Here is a 14,289-nt window from a genome sequence, read left to right as displayed (position 1 = left end):
GCTTTCCGCTACAATCTTTTTGGTCGTGCCTTCCAAAAAGGATTTTCACTGCAATCCCTAACGCAGGATTTGCAAAGCATTTCAAAAAAGCTCTTTCAGTATAAAGATGTAAATTCAAGTCAACTGATTTAGCAAGTCGACTGGTTTAACAAACCTTGAAGGTTTAAAATATTACCATCGCTAGATCAACTAATTTACTCCACTACTTTCTTGGCTCGCTTAAGATTCATAAACACAATGGCAAATAGAATCATAAAAATCCCTAACCATTGACTGAAATTTTGCGCTTCGTTTAACACCAAATAACCCATAATTGCTGCAACGGGCAATTCAATAGCTGAAACAATCGCACCCAAACCTACATTTATTTTCGGCATGCCTGCGGTAAAAAACAAAGGCGGTAAAATAGTGCCAAAAAGCGCCAAAATAGGACCCCAAAGTATAAAGATATCGAAATTGAAATCTGAAATGGCAGGAATGGCATACATACTAACTACAACCAAACCGCCCGTCATCATCCATTTGCTCCGGGTAATGGAATGTAATGCAAGACCAACCCGATTGGAAGTGAACATAGTAACGGTGTAAGAAAGTGCGGCTAATAAGCCGTAAAAAATTCCCGTGAGACTTACTTCAACTTGACTAAAAAATAAATTGGCTGCAAGCGAAGTTCCAATTAAAATAACCAAGACGGCTATGATTTTTTGCGTGGTGGGTTTTACTTTGTTAACCAAGACATCTAAAACTACGCCCATCCAAACGCTTTGCATCAGTAAAACAATGCCAACCGAAACGCTGATGTAATTCATAGCGATGTAATAAAAAATACTGGTAAAACCCAAAGATGTTCCTGAAAGCGCAAGGTAGAGCTTGCTTTTCAACAACCTGGATTTTGAAATTTCGCCTGCGGGTCGTTTTTTCATGAACCAAGTATTGGCAATACTCAATCCCACAAAACCGATTAATAACTGAGCTAAAGTAACTTCTCTAGTGCTAAATCCATCGTGATAAGCTAGTTTAACAAAAGTGGTCAGTACACCATAACAGGAAGCAGCAATAGCAACAAAAATGCTCCCGCGTAAAATTGAATTCATACAAAAAAATTAATCTAGCTTATCGGCTAATTTGGTAAATACTTTACGTGGATTCTTTCCTTCGTAAAGCACCTTGTGTACAGCATTGATAATCGGAGTTTTGGTTTTTCTTTTGCCGCTGTCTTCATTTATTTTGTAAGCGCTTTTAACTGCATAATATCCTTCTGCAATCATGTTCATTTCCATTTGTGCGCTTCTAACGGTGTAGCCTTTTCCAATCATGTTTCCAAAAAAACGATTGCGGGAAAAAACCGAATAACCCGTAACTAACAAATCGCCTAAATAAGCAGAATCGTTGATGTTGCGTTTCATTTTATAGCGTTTTTTAATGAAGCGTTTCATCTCTCGAATAGAGTTACTCATCAATACGCTCTGAAAATTATCACCATAACCTAAGCCGTGAGCAATTCCTGCTGCAATGGCGTAAATGTTCTTTAAAACTGCGGCATATTCAGTTCCAATTACGTCTTCGGTTACCTTGCATTTAATATAGTCGCTACTCATGTATTTTGAAATGAGCAAAGCATGTGCTTCGGTGGCAGAGGCAATAGTCAAGTAGGATAAACGCTCTAAAGCCACTTCTTCTGCATGGCAAGGACCCGTAATTACGCCAATATTTTCAAAAGGAACATTGTATTTTTCGTTGAAGTGTTCGCCTACAATTAAATAGGATTCTGGAACAATTCCTTTGATGGCAGAAAAAACAATTTTATCGTCTAAAGCTACCGTTAACGGGCTTAATTCTGCGGTTAAAAAAGCCGAAGGAACCACAAAAATAACCACATCTGCTTTTTGAATAGCATAGTTGATGTTGTTTGTTAAATCCAATTGGTCGGTATCAAACTCGACAGAACTCAGGTAATTGGGATTATGTTGTTGGGTTTTTATATGTGCAATGCTTTCTTCATTACGCATATACCAAGTAACTTTAGGAAGATTTTCGCAAAGCATTTTTACAATGGCTGTTGCCCAACTTCCACCGCCAATTACCGAAATATTAGGATGCGAATCTTGCATGAATTTTCATTTTTTCAATAAGTAACCAAAAATAGGCATTTCAATTGAAAACTTTACAAGAATTAGGCTTTATAGCTTGTAGTTTATCGGTAAAAATTCATTTCGTCTATGTATTTCCAAACGGGAGTAGGTAGCATGGTCTCAATGTTTTTTCCTTCTTTTATAGCATTGCGAATCAAGCTGGCCGAAATTTCCATAATAGGAGTTTTTGTAAAATGTATGTGTGGATGCTTCAAAAAAGTTTCATTTATTTTGGTTTCACCTAAACGTGGACAAACATATATATCATGATGTGCTAAAATGTATTCGTAATTTTTCCATTTGTGAAAACTGCGTAAATTGTCCTCTCCCATAATAATGCTGAAATGATAGTCTGGATACTTTTCCGCTAACACACATAGGGTTTTAGCCGTGTAATTTGGTGTAGGCAAATCGAATTCTATATTGGAAGCTTTTAGCTTATCGAATCCTTCAACTGCGCGATATACCAACTCGAAACGATGGTGATTTTCTAATAAAGTAGCCCTTTTTTTAAACGGACTTTGTGGTGAAATAACCAACCACACTTCATCTAAATCGGTAAATTCTGCTAAGTAATTGGCAATGATTACATGCCCGATATGTATGGGATTAAAACTGCCAAAATACAAACCGATGTTTTTCTTCATTAGTCTTAATTTTCAACAAATTCTTTTACTAAATCATAGGCTTCTTCCAAAGCTTCACTGAGTTCATTATTGATAATGATATGGTCAAACTGTGGTGCGGTAGCCATTTCAATAGAAGCTTTGGCAACGCGCATGTTTATTTTATCGTCGCTTTCCGTTTTGCGCTTTTTCAATCTAATTTTTAATTCTTCAATGCTGGGTGGCTTTACAAAAACAGCCAAAGTACGTTCTGGATAAATTTGTTTAATATCTAAGCCACCCACCACATCAATATCAAAAACTACATGCTTTCCTTCTGCCCAAATGCGTTCTACTTCTGCTTTTAAAGTGCCGTAAAAATTATCTCGGTATACTTCTTCCCATTCCAGAAAATCGTCTTTCTTGATGTGTTGCTTAAATTCTTTTAAGCTCATAAAATAATAATCTTCACCGTGTTTTTCGTGCCCACGTGGAGCACGCGAAGTTGCTGAAATAGAAAAATCTAAATTGAGTTCTTCTTTGCTTAATAAATAACGGACAATAGTGGTTTTGCCAGAGCCTGAAGGTGCAGAAAATACAATAAGTTTACCTTGGTTTTTCATTACAATACGTTCAGCATTTGTTCTTTTATTTTCTCTAACTCATCCTTCATTTGTACCACTAATTTTTGCATGTTTGCTGAATTGGATTTACTGCCAATGGTGTTGATTTCTCGCCCCATTTCTTGACTGATAAAACCCAGTTTTTTACCGCTAGACTCAGCCGCAGTTATGGTTTCAATAAAGTAAGACAAGTGGTTAGCCAGGCGAACTTTTTCTTCGGTAATATCGTATTTTTCAATATAAAAAACCAATTCTTGTTCAAAACGGTCTTCGTCTACTTTGGTTTTTAAATCTTCTATGGCTGCTTCTAGTTTTGCTCGTAAATTTTGAATCCGTTCGGGGTCAATTTGAATGACTTCTTCTAATAATTGTTGAAGATTTTCAATCCGGTGTTTGAAATCTTTTTCCATTGCCAAACCTTCGTCTTTCCGATATGCATTTAAGTTTTCTAAGGCTTCTTGAATGGTATTTTGAATGGCTTTAAATTCAGCTTCATCTACTTCTGTAACTTCTGTGGAAACAGCATCAGGCAGAGAAAGTGCAATCTCTAACAATTTAGCATTTTCTGCATTGCTTATGTTAGCCAAATCACGAAGTTCGTACATGTAAGCTTTCACAATTTCATGATTAATTTTAGCTGAAGTTTCATCTCCTGTAATTTCAACTTGCAGGGTAAAATCTACCTTTCCGCGGCCTACTTTTGCTGCAATCATTTTACGCATTTCCAATTCTTTCTCTCGGTATTGCGAAGGCATTCGGGTGTTGATATCTAAGTTTTTAGAGTTTAAAGACTTGATTTCTACACTAATTTTTTTGTTAGGTAGTTGGACAGTAGATTTTCCAAAACCCGTCATAGAATGAATCATGAACTAAAATTTAAGCTGCAAAGTTAATTGAGTTGCAAGGATTAAGCAATGAAGTTATACTTTTAATATTAAACCTTATAAAACAACCTATTTCAATTGATTAATTTCTCCCATCTTCATCAGGATACAATTTGTAGACGGGATCACTTTGCCAAACTTCTTTGGTTTCAATGTCCATCATACTCAACGAGCCTTTAAAAGCTGCTCCTGTGTCTATATTCCAAACGTTTTGAAAGTTTACGGGTTTATTTTCACCAATGCGTGTGGTGGGTGTGTGACCAATGTAAATTTCTTTGAATAATTTGAGTCGGTCTGGATAAAATTCATCTTCGGTAGATAAGTTTGAATCCATACATTTAACCATTTCCCAAAGCGTTCTGTCCCAATACACCATGTGTTTATGAAATTCATAGTCTGGACCGTGTAAGTTAGCAAATCCAGCATGTAAAAATAATCTGTTTTGGGAATCAATAATGTAATTCTCTAAATTGTCCATAAACTGAATATGCAGCTCTCGAGTACTTTTATCGATATTTCGATAAGCATCTTTTGTGCTTTGTCCGCCGTGCTCCATCCATTTATCATTGGCATCTCCTGTTTTTAACCAATTGTTTACCAACGCATCGTGATTACCGCGGATAAACCGGCATTGGTAATCTGCTTTTAATTCAATTAAAAAGCTAATTACTTCAGCAGAATCGGACCAACCGTCTACGTAATCTCCCAAAAAAATCAATAAATCGTTGTGGTTTACTTTTGCTTTGTCCAGCAGTTGTTTTAATGCTTTTAAACCACCGTGAATATCTCCAATTACTAGTGTTCTTCTATAATTTGCCATGATTAGTTGTACTTGATTTTGCGTAAAATGCGCATATTTTCTTTATATTTTTCGTAAGCTTTTGGATAGCTTCTTAAAAAAGGCTTGGCTTCTTCTAGTTTATCTAAAGCTTCTTTAAAACCGTTTAAGTGACTAATAAGATATAACGAAGGTAAGTTGATTAAATCTTTTTTTTCGGTTTCATTTAATTGAATTTGCTTCTTTAATTTTTGAAGCAAAGTGGTATTCATATTGTAATAATGATGAAGCGATTTAGCATCGTAAACGGGTGGCTGAAATACCAACTCAGATGAAATATCGTAAGTCATATTATTCTTAAAATCGATTCTTACTTTTTCTAATGGGTAATATTTGAAGCTTTTTTGCAAGCCTAGATGAACATATTCTAAGATTTCAAAATAGTCTTTTCCCATTTCAATCTCTACTTCATCGTAATTGGAATAAAATAGTTTTACCTGTTCGTTAACCAATTCGATATTTACGCGAGAATAAAAAGTTTGTTGTTTTTTATGCTTCTTTTTTCCTGCCCAGCAGAGCACAAAATATTCCTTAAAAACTTTGTATTTGGGTTGGTAAGCTTCGTTTTGTTTCATAAAATCGAAAACACCATCTAACGTAAGTTCAATGTTGTTTTCAGAATGTTTTTCGATAGCAGTTACCTGATTGCTGTTCATTTCTTTAATAACAATATCGAAAGCTTTGGGTTTGCTGATGCTACCTTCTCGCATAAAAACTGTTCCGCCGTAATATTTCCAAATGTTTTTGCGGAGCGAACAAATGCTGTAATCATTTTTAGGGCGAATGCTCACCAAACCCACCACTTTATTTTTACTTAAATGTGGAAATGGAATGTTTTCATAAGCCACGATAGGTGGGTTTTCTAAGTAGGCGTTTACCAAGTTTTGAATCTTAGCATCGTCGAAGAAATCTACGCCCACAATGCTATTGTCTTCATCTTGCACGCCAATTACCAAATACGCATTGTTTGTTGGATTGCTATTGCTTAAGGAGCAAATGTGTTTTAAAAATTTAGCTTTCCCTTCCTGACTACCAATATTCAGTTTTAACTTTTTGTCGTAAAAACTATTTTCGTCGTTATGGGCTAGTAAATTTTTAATCAAAAGCCGTTTGTTAATCATAGTTTCTCAACTTAGTTGCCAAAAATAAATTATTTTTCAGCCAAAGATGTTAAAACAAGGATTAATTGATTGTGAAGAGTAACTTATTAATGTGAGAAAGTGTTGATGTTCTAATTTTATCATTTTGCATAAAAAAGGCTCTTTTAAAGTAAAAGAGCCTTTTGGAATGAGTTAAATGATATTTCTAAAATCGATATCCTACACCTAAAAGAAAAAATCGGTTTTTAAAATCGGCTTCCCCTTCAATAGTATCAGGCTCGTCTTTATAAGTGTTTGTAAGCCCATAGTTATATTTAAGTTCTACAAATCCACCGAAGTTGAAGTTATATTCCACTCCAACACTTAATCCAGCTTCAAACATTTCAAAATCATCGGTTATTTCAATGGTTTCTGAAAAATTAGAATTGATAGCTTCGTATTGTGCATCGGCGTAAAGTATAACTCCTAAATAGGCACCACCTGTTAAAAATAAATTTTCGTTGATGCTCTTTTTGTAGGTAAGTGGTAAGTTAATTTGGTTTACATAAACCAAGCCTTTTTCTATAGCATCTCCTTCAGCAGTAACTTTATAGTCTGTACCATTTCTATGATAAATTAATCCTAACTCTAATTTATCTTCTGTTTTTTTTAGGCCAAACTCAGCAAATAAACCACCATAAAATGAAGCGATATAACTGTTGTCAATATCTACAGTATTCGAGCTAAAATCTGCGGTTGCATAATTAAATCCACCTTTAACACCACTAAATGATTCTTGCGCATAAATGCATGTTGAAAAAACAATTAAGAGTGCAGTAAAAATATTTTTCATGTTTGTATAAATTTCCGCGAAAATATTAATTTTTATGCTTTACAAGCTATTAAATGGATTTATATTTATAAGCTTATTTAAAACTTGTATCCTAAGCCAAGCATGAATACACGGTTTTTAATTTCAACAGTTTCTCCATCAAAACCTTCGTCATCAGTTGCAATATCTAGTAAACCATAATTGTATCTTAAGTCGAAAAAGAGTCCATTATCTAAATTGTATTCAGCTCCTAAAGAAAGGCCTAAGTCCAAAGTGTTAAATGCATCGCCAACATCTTCGGTTTCTTTAATGGTTCGATCTTCAAAAAAATCATAGTATTCTACTTCGGCTTCAGCTGCTACAATTATTCCAACATAAGCACCACCATTAATATATAAACCCTTAGCTGCATTAAATTTAAATAAAGCAGGAATATTAATCTGAGAGATTAAAAAGTTACCTTTTTCTTCATCAAAATTATATTTAAACCCATTAGCATGATAACCTAAACCCGTTTGTATTTTATGTTCTGAATCTGGCAATGAAAATTCAGCAAAACCACCCACATAAAATGAAGTTCTTGAGTCGGTATCTATTCCAACAGAAACTCCGCTACTTGAAACTTCAAAATCTACGTTGGCTAAATTTAAACCACCACGAATGCCATATTTAACACTTTGAGCAATGCTTGTTGAAGCCACGAATAATACAATTAATAATAATGTTTTTTTCATTTTATTTGTTTTAGGAATACAAAAATAAATTTAATTCGGTAATAGTTATATACCCCTTAATGGGTATTTTAAATCGAAAAACGTTAAAAACTTACAATTTCTCTACACCCATATTATAAAAAGTAAAGGCAAAAATATCGGCATATTCTTCAATGGTTTTAGAAGTTGGTTTTCCAGCTCCGTGTCCCGCATCGGTTTCAATTCTAATTAAAGTTGGATTTGTTCCGGTTTGTTTGCTTTGTAATTCTGCCGCAAATTTAAAACTGTGTGCAGGAACAACGCGGTCGTCATGATCGCTTGTGGTTATTAAAGTAGCTGGATATTCTACATCTTCTTTTACATTGTGAACGGGAGAATAATTCAATAAATACTCAAACATTTCTAAATCATCTTCAGATGTTCCATAATCGTACGCCCAACCTGCGCCAGAAGTAAAGGTGTGGTAACGCAACATGTCTAAAACACCAACGGCTGGTAATGCTACTTGAAATAATTCTGGTCTTTGTGTCATACATGCACCTACCAATAAACCACCATTAGAACCACCGCGAATGGCTAATTTTTCTGATGAAGTATAATTTTCTTCAATTAAAAATTCTGCTGCGGCGATAAAATCATCAAATACATTTTGCTTTTGCATTTTAGTGCCGGCTTTGTGCCAATCTTTTCCATATTCGCCACCGCCACGTAAATTGGCAACTGCGTAAACACCACCATTTTCTAACCAAGCTACATTTGCCGTGCTAAATGAAGGCGTTAACGAAATATTGAAACCACCGTAACCATAAAGCATAGTTGGGTTGTTTCCGTTAAGTTCAACTCCTTTTTTATGGGTAATGATCATCGGTATTTTTGTTCCATCTTTTGAAGTGTAAAACACTTGTTTGCTTTCGTATTCTTCAGGATTAAAATCTATTTCTGGTTGAATGTGTAATTCGGTTTCACCTGATTCAATTTCATATTTGTAAATGCTTCCTGGTGTGGTATAATTGGTAAACGAAAAGTACAAAACTTCATCTTCTTCTCTGGCTCCAAATCCACCTGCTGAACCAACACCTGGTAAATCTACTTCACGAACTAAATTTCCTTCTTTGTCAAATTGCTTAACTTGTGAAACGGCATCTACCATATAATTGGCGAAAAAATATCCACCAGCGGTAGATGGTGATAAAACATGTTCGGTTTCAGGAATAAAATCTTCCCAATTTTCTGGTGATGGATTGCTTGCATTTACATGAACAACTCTTTTGTTAGGCGCATCTAAATCGGTTACTAAAAATAGCTTTTCGTCGTGATTGTCTAACACATACAAATCGTTGTCGTAATGATCTATAACCGAAACTAACTCTGCATCTTTCTTGGTTAAATCTTTAATGAATAATCGATTTCCAGAAGTTGACTTTGATGCTGAAATGACCAAAAAACGATGGTCATCAGTTAGGCTTCCACCAACATAACGGTGTTTTTCATCTGCAGTGGCTCCAAAAATCACTTCATCCTTTTTTTGGGAAGTACCTAATTTGTGGTAGTACAATTTATGTTGATCGGTTTTGGCAGAAAGTTCGCTTCCTTCGGGTTTATCGTAACTAGAGTAGTAGAAGCCTTCATCTTTAAACCAAGAAATACCACTGAATTTTACATCCATTAAGGTGTCTTCTTTTTGTTCACGCGTTTCGGCATCAATGACAATAATTTTTCGCCAATCGCTTCCGCCTTCCGAAATGGAATAAGCAGCTGTTTTTCCGTCTTCAGTAAAACTTAATCCTGCTAAAGAAGTTGTTCCATCTTCGCTAAATTCATTTGGATTTAAAAATACCTTTGCATCTTCAATGGAAGCATCTTTTGGATAACGATATAAAACTGACTGATTTTGCAAACCGTCGTTTTTATAGAAATAGGTGTAATTTCCGCGAGTAAACGGGGCGCCAACTTTTTCGTAATTCCAAATTTCGGTAAGGCGTTTTTTGAGCTGTTCGCGGTAAGGAATCTTTGCTAAATAATCAAAAGTAACTTCGTTTTGTGCTTTTACCCAAGCTTCGGTTTCTTCGCTTCGGTCGTCTTCAAGCCAGCGATATGGATCTTTTACTTCGCGGTCAAAATATGTGTCTACGGTTTCATCCATTCGGGTTTCTGGATACAGCATGGTTTCAGGTTTTTCTTCTTCTTCGGTAGCGCATCCTATTAACATAGAAACACCCAAACCGAGTAGCATATAATTTTTCATGTTTTTAATTTTCGTTTTATGTTTCAGTAAAAATAAGGAATTTAGCTTACTTAGGAAATCATTCTTAAAATGCTTTTCCCTAATTAGAAGCTTTTCTTTGATTTAAAAGTTTCTGATTCTCATTTAATTTGCTGCGTTTCTTCAAATTTATATATTTGAAATGTGAAAATTGCGTTAAGGATTGCAGTGAAAATCCCGGACATGGTAAAGTTTATATTTTTAAGGATTGGCAAAGCGACCTTTGGAAGCTATTGACCAAGGCTAGAAAAATTTACTTTACCAAGGAGGAATTGTAACGAAAAGCCTGCCCGAACGCCATTATGAAAAATTGTGTTAGATAAATTGACTTTGACGAGACAATTTTGCCTGACTATAAAATCCAAATTATGCCTAAATTAAATTTTGTTTTCCTGTTTCTTTTTGTCTTAATGTCTGGAAATATTCACAGCCAGATTGAAAAACTGAATAGAATTAAAAAATCTGATTTACGCGAAAAACAACACCCGAGAGATTCTACTGCTAGTGCGGCAGTGCTTTATAGTTCTAGTGAGATTACCTACAAACGTGGTGGCCGCTGGCAATATGTTATGGAAGTAACCAAGCGAATTAAAATTTATGACAAAAGTGGCTATAATCAATCTATTGTGCGTATTCCGTTGTTTAATAAAACCGAATTTTTAGCGGCTGATAAAGTGAGCCGAATTAAAGCAACCACCTACAATCTGGAAGGAAATAAGAAAAAATCTTATAAAATTAAAGATGAAGATGTGTTTATGGAAGACAAAAGAGATCATTTGTCTTACGCTGTTTTTACAATGCCACAGATTCAGGATGGTTCTATTATTGAATATTCTTATGTGGTTACATCAGACCGAATTGAGTCTTTGCCTACCCAAGTTTTTCAAGAAGATATTCCTGTAGATTATGCGGCTTTTCAAATTGAAATTCCAAGAATGTTTGCTTACAGAAGATACGACATAGGTTTTCACGATTTAAAAGTAAGCGAAGATGTCATCAATGTTTCGCTTCCTATTGAAGCACACGAAAATGGACCCGCCGCTGATGGTTCTCTTTTAGTAAAAGCAAAGCAAATTGTAATAGAAGCTAAGGACGTAATGCCTATAAACAGCGAAAATTTTGTTCATAATATAGACAATTACAAGTCTTCTATTAAGTTAGAAATGACCGGCTATAGAAATTTTGATGAAAAAGAATATAAATACATCAATAAAACTTGGGACGATGTGGTAACAACTGTCCTTGAAAATAAAAACCTTGGAGAACAACTCAACGATTCAGAATTTTTAAAGTCTACCACGGAAGAAATTACCAAAGACTTTGAAAGCCCAAAAGAAAAGGCAAATGCGATTCTTGTTTTTTTGAAAAACAAAATGAATTGGAATAATCGGTTAGGAATTTCGACTCAGAAAAATTTTGATGAAGTCTACGATGAAGGTACAGGAAGCGTTGCCGAAATTAATTACATTTTAACCATGATGATGCGTCAAGCTGGCTTAGATGCCGCCCCTTTGCTTTTAAGCACAAGAGATCACGGTATACATGTTGCACCGACTTTGTATGGATTTAATTATGTAATTACCGCAGTTCATATAGATGATGATCTTTATCTTTATGATGCTTCCGATGAATTGAGCGCGCCAAATTTATTAAGAGAAGAAACCTTAAATTGGAAAGGAAGAATAATTAAACAAGATGGAAGTTCTGCAGAAGTAAACCTTGACACGAAGTTGAAATCTCACGAAAAAGTTGATTTAGAAATTGATTTTTATGAAAACAACGCCATACATGGCGAAGTGAAAAGAGAATTTACTAATTATTTAGCCAACCAACAGAGAAGAAATAATTCCAGCTTAGATAGAGAAGCTTACCTAGAAGCTTTAGAAAATAGAAATATGGGAGTTTCAATTTTAGAGCATCAAATTAGCGGTATGCAAAATCCAATGGAAGATGTAACCGAACATTTTACTTTTGAAGTTGGCGAAGTGGGAGATGTTGTACAAGATCAAATTTATGTAAATCCACTTTTTTTTCTTGCCAGTCAAAAACCTAAATTTATTGAAGAAGACCGCAGTTATCCGGTAGATTTTTCTTTTCCATATTCAAAAGAGTACAATGTAATTATTAATTTAAAAGGAAACCTAGAAGTAGATTGGGTTCCAGAAGACTTAAATGTAATCTTACCTAATAATTATGGCAGGTACAATTATAGCGCAGAAGTTAATGGGAATCAAATTATTATTAATTTGAAGCAAAGCAGTAAAACTACATTCATACATCATAAATATTATTCTTATTTAAAGGAGTTTCACGACCAAGTTTTTGAAAAAGAAAATGAACAGATTGTTTTAAAGAAGTTGTAAATTAATTTTTAAGGAAGTGCTCAATAAATCCAAGTGTTTATGAAAAAAACAGGTTTACTTTTTTTATGGTTGTTCATTAACTTATCTACTGCGCAAAACATTTCTTATCCAGCAATTGAAAAATCCTTAAAAGAAAACGTAAATTCTGTAGTAAGAGAAGAATATCGAAAGATAGATTTACTAGATATAGATGAGTTGGAAATGACTTACAAAAGAGTAGTCCCCGTGCTTAATAGAAATGGAGATAGAGATGTTGATGCCTACGTTCACTTCCGAGATGGAACTAAAGTTAAATCTTTAAAAGCTGTTATTTACGATGAAAATGGAAACAAAATTAAGACTTACCGAAAAAAGGACTTTAGTAATTTAAGCGCGACTGGACGCAGCACCTTATACACAGATGCAAGATATTATGCTTTAAAACACTCAGCTTCCAGCTATCCTTATACCGTTCAATTTGAATACGAACTAACCAATGAAACAACCGGATTTATTTATCCTTGGTTGCCGCTTTCTAATCCATCTCAATCGGTGGTAAAATCGGTTTATGAAATAACGGATGATGCTAAATTAGGTTTGAAGCATAGAATAAGTAATTTTGAAAACTACCATAGCATAAGTTATCAAGATAAAAACAATAAGTTGGTTTTTACTGCCGAAAACTTACCTGCATACAGAAATGAAGCTTATCAGCCATCTAGAGACGAGTTTATTCCTAATGTATATTTTTCTTTGCAACAATTTAGTTTACATGGTGTAGATGCTGAAGTAAATAGTTGGAAAGAATTTGGTACTTGGATGTACAACAACCTAATTCATGGCAGAGATGAAGTTTCAAGGGAAACCACCCGAGAAGTTTTGCAGTTAGTTGAAGGTGTGAATGATCCCATACAACGGGCAAAAATAGTTTATGCATATGTACAAAACCACATGCGCTATGTAAATGTTGCTATTGGTATTGGTGGTTGGGAACCCATTAGTGCTTTAGATGTAGATAGAGTAAAATATGGAGATTGCAAAGGATTGACTAACTATACCCACGCATTGCTTAAATTAGTTGGGGTGGATTCTTATTGGACAATTTTAAAAAGTGAGCAACAGAAAAAAGACATGTTCGAAAATTTTCCTTCAATACAAGGTAATCACATGATTTTGAATATTCCCCTGGAAAACGAAGAAGATATTTGGTTAGAATGTACAAGCGCTTATTTCCCGTTTGGATATGTTGGCGTTTCTAATAGCGATAGAAATGTACTTGTAGTAAAAAAAGAAGGTGGAGAAATTAAACGAACCGCTGTTTTTGCAGACAAAGCGAATTTACAAATAAACACATACAAGCTTGAACTTGACGCACAAGGCAACATGAGCGCTCAGTTTGAAAAAAAATCTCAAGGTGCACAATACAGCAAAGGTTATGTAAATGGAATTCAGAAATTAGAAGATGTAGAGAAAAAGTATAAGAAAAACTGGGCTGATTTACCAAAATTAAACATTCAAGATGTTCAATTTGAGAACGATAAAGAAGCAGTTGTTTTTACAGAAAAAATACAATTAACATCAGAAGGTTTTGCAAAGAAAGTAGGAAATCGGCTTGTTTTTAATGTCAATCCTTTAAATGCTTCTGTTGTGGTTCCAAGAAAATATAGTGAAAGGAAAAATCCATTTGTAATCAATAGTGGATTTATAGATGAAGATTTTTACACATATATTTTACCAGAAAATTATCATGTAGACGCTTTTCCAGATCCTTTTGAAATAGATACAAAATTTGGCAAATATGCACTAGAAATAAAAGTTGAACATGCTAAATTAATCGTGCACCGTAGGTTTCAGTTGAACTCAGGAGACTACGCCAAAGATGAATACGAAGAGTTCAGAAATTTCTTAATTGAAGTGCAGAAAAAAGACCAATCTAAAGTGGTTATTCAGCAAGATTAATTTGATTGAGAAACTTTCT

The 14,289-nt window shown here is 34.5% G+C and carries 12 protein-coding genes; 2 read left to right on the top strand and 10 right to left on the bottom strand.

What is annotated here, in order from left to right:
- Positions 1 to 194 precede the first annotated feature (194 nt).
- The 10 genes from IEV72_RS06710 to IEV72_RS06665 form a co-directional block, all read right to left on the bottom strand.
- Entirely contained in the window at positions 195 to 1,094 is a 900-nt protein-coding gene (locus IEV72_RS06710) for an EamA family transporter (protein ID WP_188458333.1), read from the bottom strand.
- A gap of 9 nt (positions 1,095 to 1,103) precedes the next feature.
- The gene (locus tag IEV72_RS06705; protein ID WP_188458332.1) at positions 1,104 to 2,111 is read right to left on the bottom strand and encodes an NAD(P)H-dependent glycerol-3-phosphate dehydrogenase; all 1,008 of its coding nucleotides are present in this window, start codon (positions 2,109 to 2,111) and stop codon (positions 1,104 to 1,106) included.
- 83 nt (positions 2,112 to 2,194) lie between these two features.
- Positions 2,195 to 2,779, bottom strand: coding sequence for a nicotinate (nicotinamide) nucleotide adenylyltransferase (gene nadD, locus IEV72_RS06700; RefSeq protein WP_188458331.1), 585 nt, complete (start codon positions 2,777 to 2,779; stop codon positions 2,195 to 2,197).
- Between the two features lie 5 nt (positions 2,780 to 2,784).
- On the bottom strand, positions 2,785 to 3,360 hold the full coding sequence (gmk, locus tag IEV72_RS06695) for a guanylate kinase (protein WP_188458330.1): 576 nt from the start codon (positions 3,358 to 3,360) through the stop codon (positions 2,785 to 2,787).
- Entirely contained in the window at positions 3,360 to 4,226 is an 867-nt protein-coding gene (locus IEV72_RS06690) for a YicC/YloC family endoribonuclease (RefSeq protein WP_188458329.1), read from the bottom strand. Before IEV72_RS06690 ends, gmk begins: the two co-directional genes overlap by 1 nt.
- 100 nt (positions 4,227 to 4,326) lie before the next feature.
- Positions 4,327 to 5,064, bottom strand: a complete 738-nt coding sequence (locus IEV72_RS06685; protein WP_188458328.1) for a metallophosphoesterase family protein — start codon at positions 5,062 to 5,064, stop codon at positions 4,327 to 4,329.
- 2 nt (positions 5,065 to 5,066) lie between these two features.
- Positions 5,067 to 6,203, bottom strand: a complete 1,137-nt coding sequence (locus IEV72_RS06680) for an ATP-binding protein (protein ID WP_188458327.1) — start codon at positions 6,201 to 6,203, stop codon at positions 5,067 to 5,069.
- A 184-nt stretch (positions 6,204 to 6,387) separates the two neighbouring features.
- Complete coding sequence (locus tag IEV72_RS06675; protein WP_188458326.1) at positions 6,388 to 7,014, bottom strand: porin family protein; 627 nt, start codon at positions 7,012 to 7,014, stop codon at positions 6,388 to 6,390.
- Positions 7,015 to 7,091: 77 nt separating this feature from the next.
- Positions 7,092 to 7,727 (bottom strand): porin family protein, encoded by a 636-nt coding sequence (locus IEV72_RS06670; protein ID WP_188458325.1) that lies wholly within the window; start codon positions 7,725 to 7,727, stop codon positions 7,092 to 7,094.
- Between the two features lie 91 nt (positions 7,728 to 7,818).
- A complete protein-coding gene (locus tag IEV72_RS06665) occupies positions 7,819 to 9,915 on the bottom strand; it encodes a prolyl oligopeptidase family serine peptidase (RefSeq protein ID WP_373283996.1) in 2,097 nt (698 codons plus the stop codon).
- Between the two features lie 422 nt (positions 9,916 to 10,337).
- Between IEV72_RS06665 and IEV72_RS06660 the strand changes: the two genes are divergently transcribed.
- Together IEV72_RS06660 and IEV72_RS06655 are read left to right on the top strand one after the other, a co-directional pair.
- A complete protein-coding gene (locus IEV72_RS06660) occupies positions 10,338 to 12,332 on the top strand; it encodes a DUF3858 domain-containing protein (RefSeq protein ID WP_188458323.1) in 1,995 nt (664 codons plus the stop codon).
- 39 nt (positions 12,333 to 12,371) lie between these two features.
- Entirely contained in the window at positions 12,372 to 14,270 is a 1,899-nt protein-coding gene (locus tag IEV72_RS06655) for a DUF3858 domain-containing protein (RefSeq protein ID WP_188458322.1), read from the top strand.
- Positions 14,271 to 14,289: the final 19 nt, after the last annotated feature.

Origin of the sequence: Psychroflexus planctonicus (assembly GCF_014640195.1) — a bacterium.
Taxonomy (GTDB): domain Bacteria; phylum Bacteroidota; class Bacteroidia; order Flavobacteriales; family Flavobacteriaceae; genus Psychroflexus; species Psychroflexus planctonicus.
The sequence above is the reverse complement of the archived record's forward strand: the minus strand, read 5'-3'. Positions and strand labels throughout refer to the sequence as shown.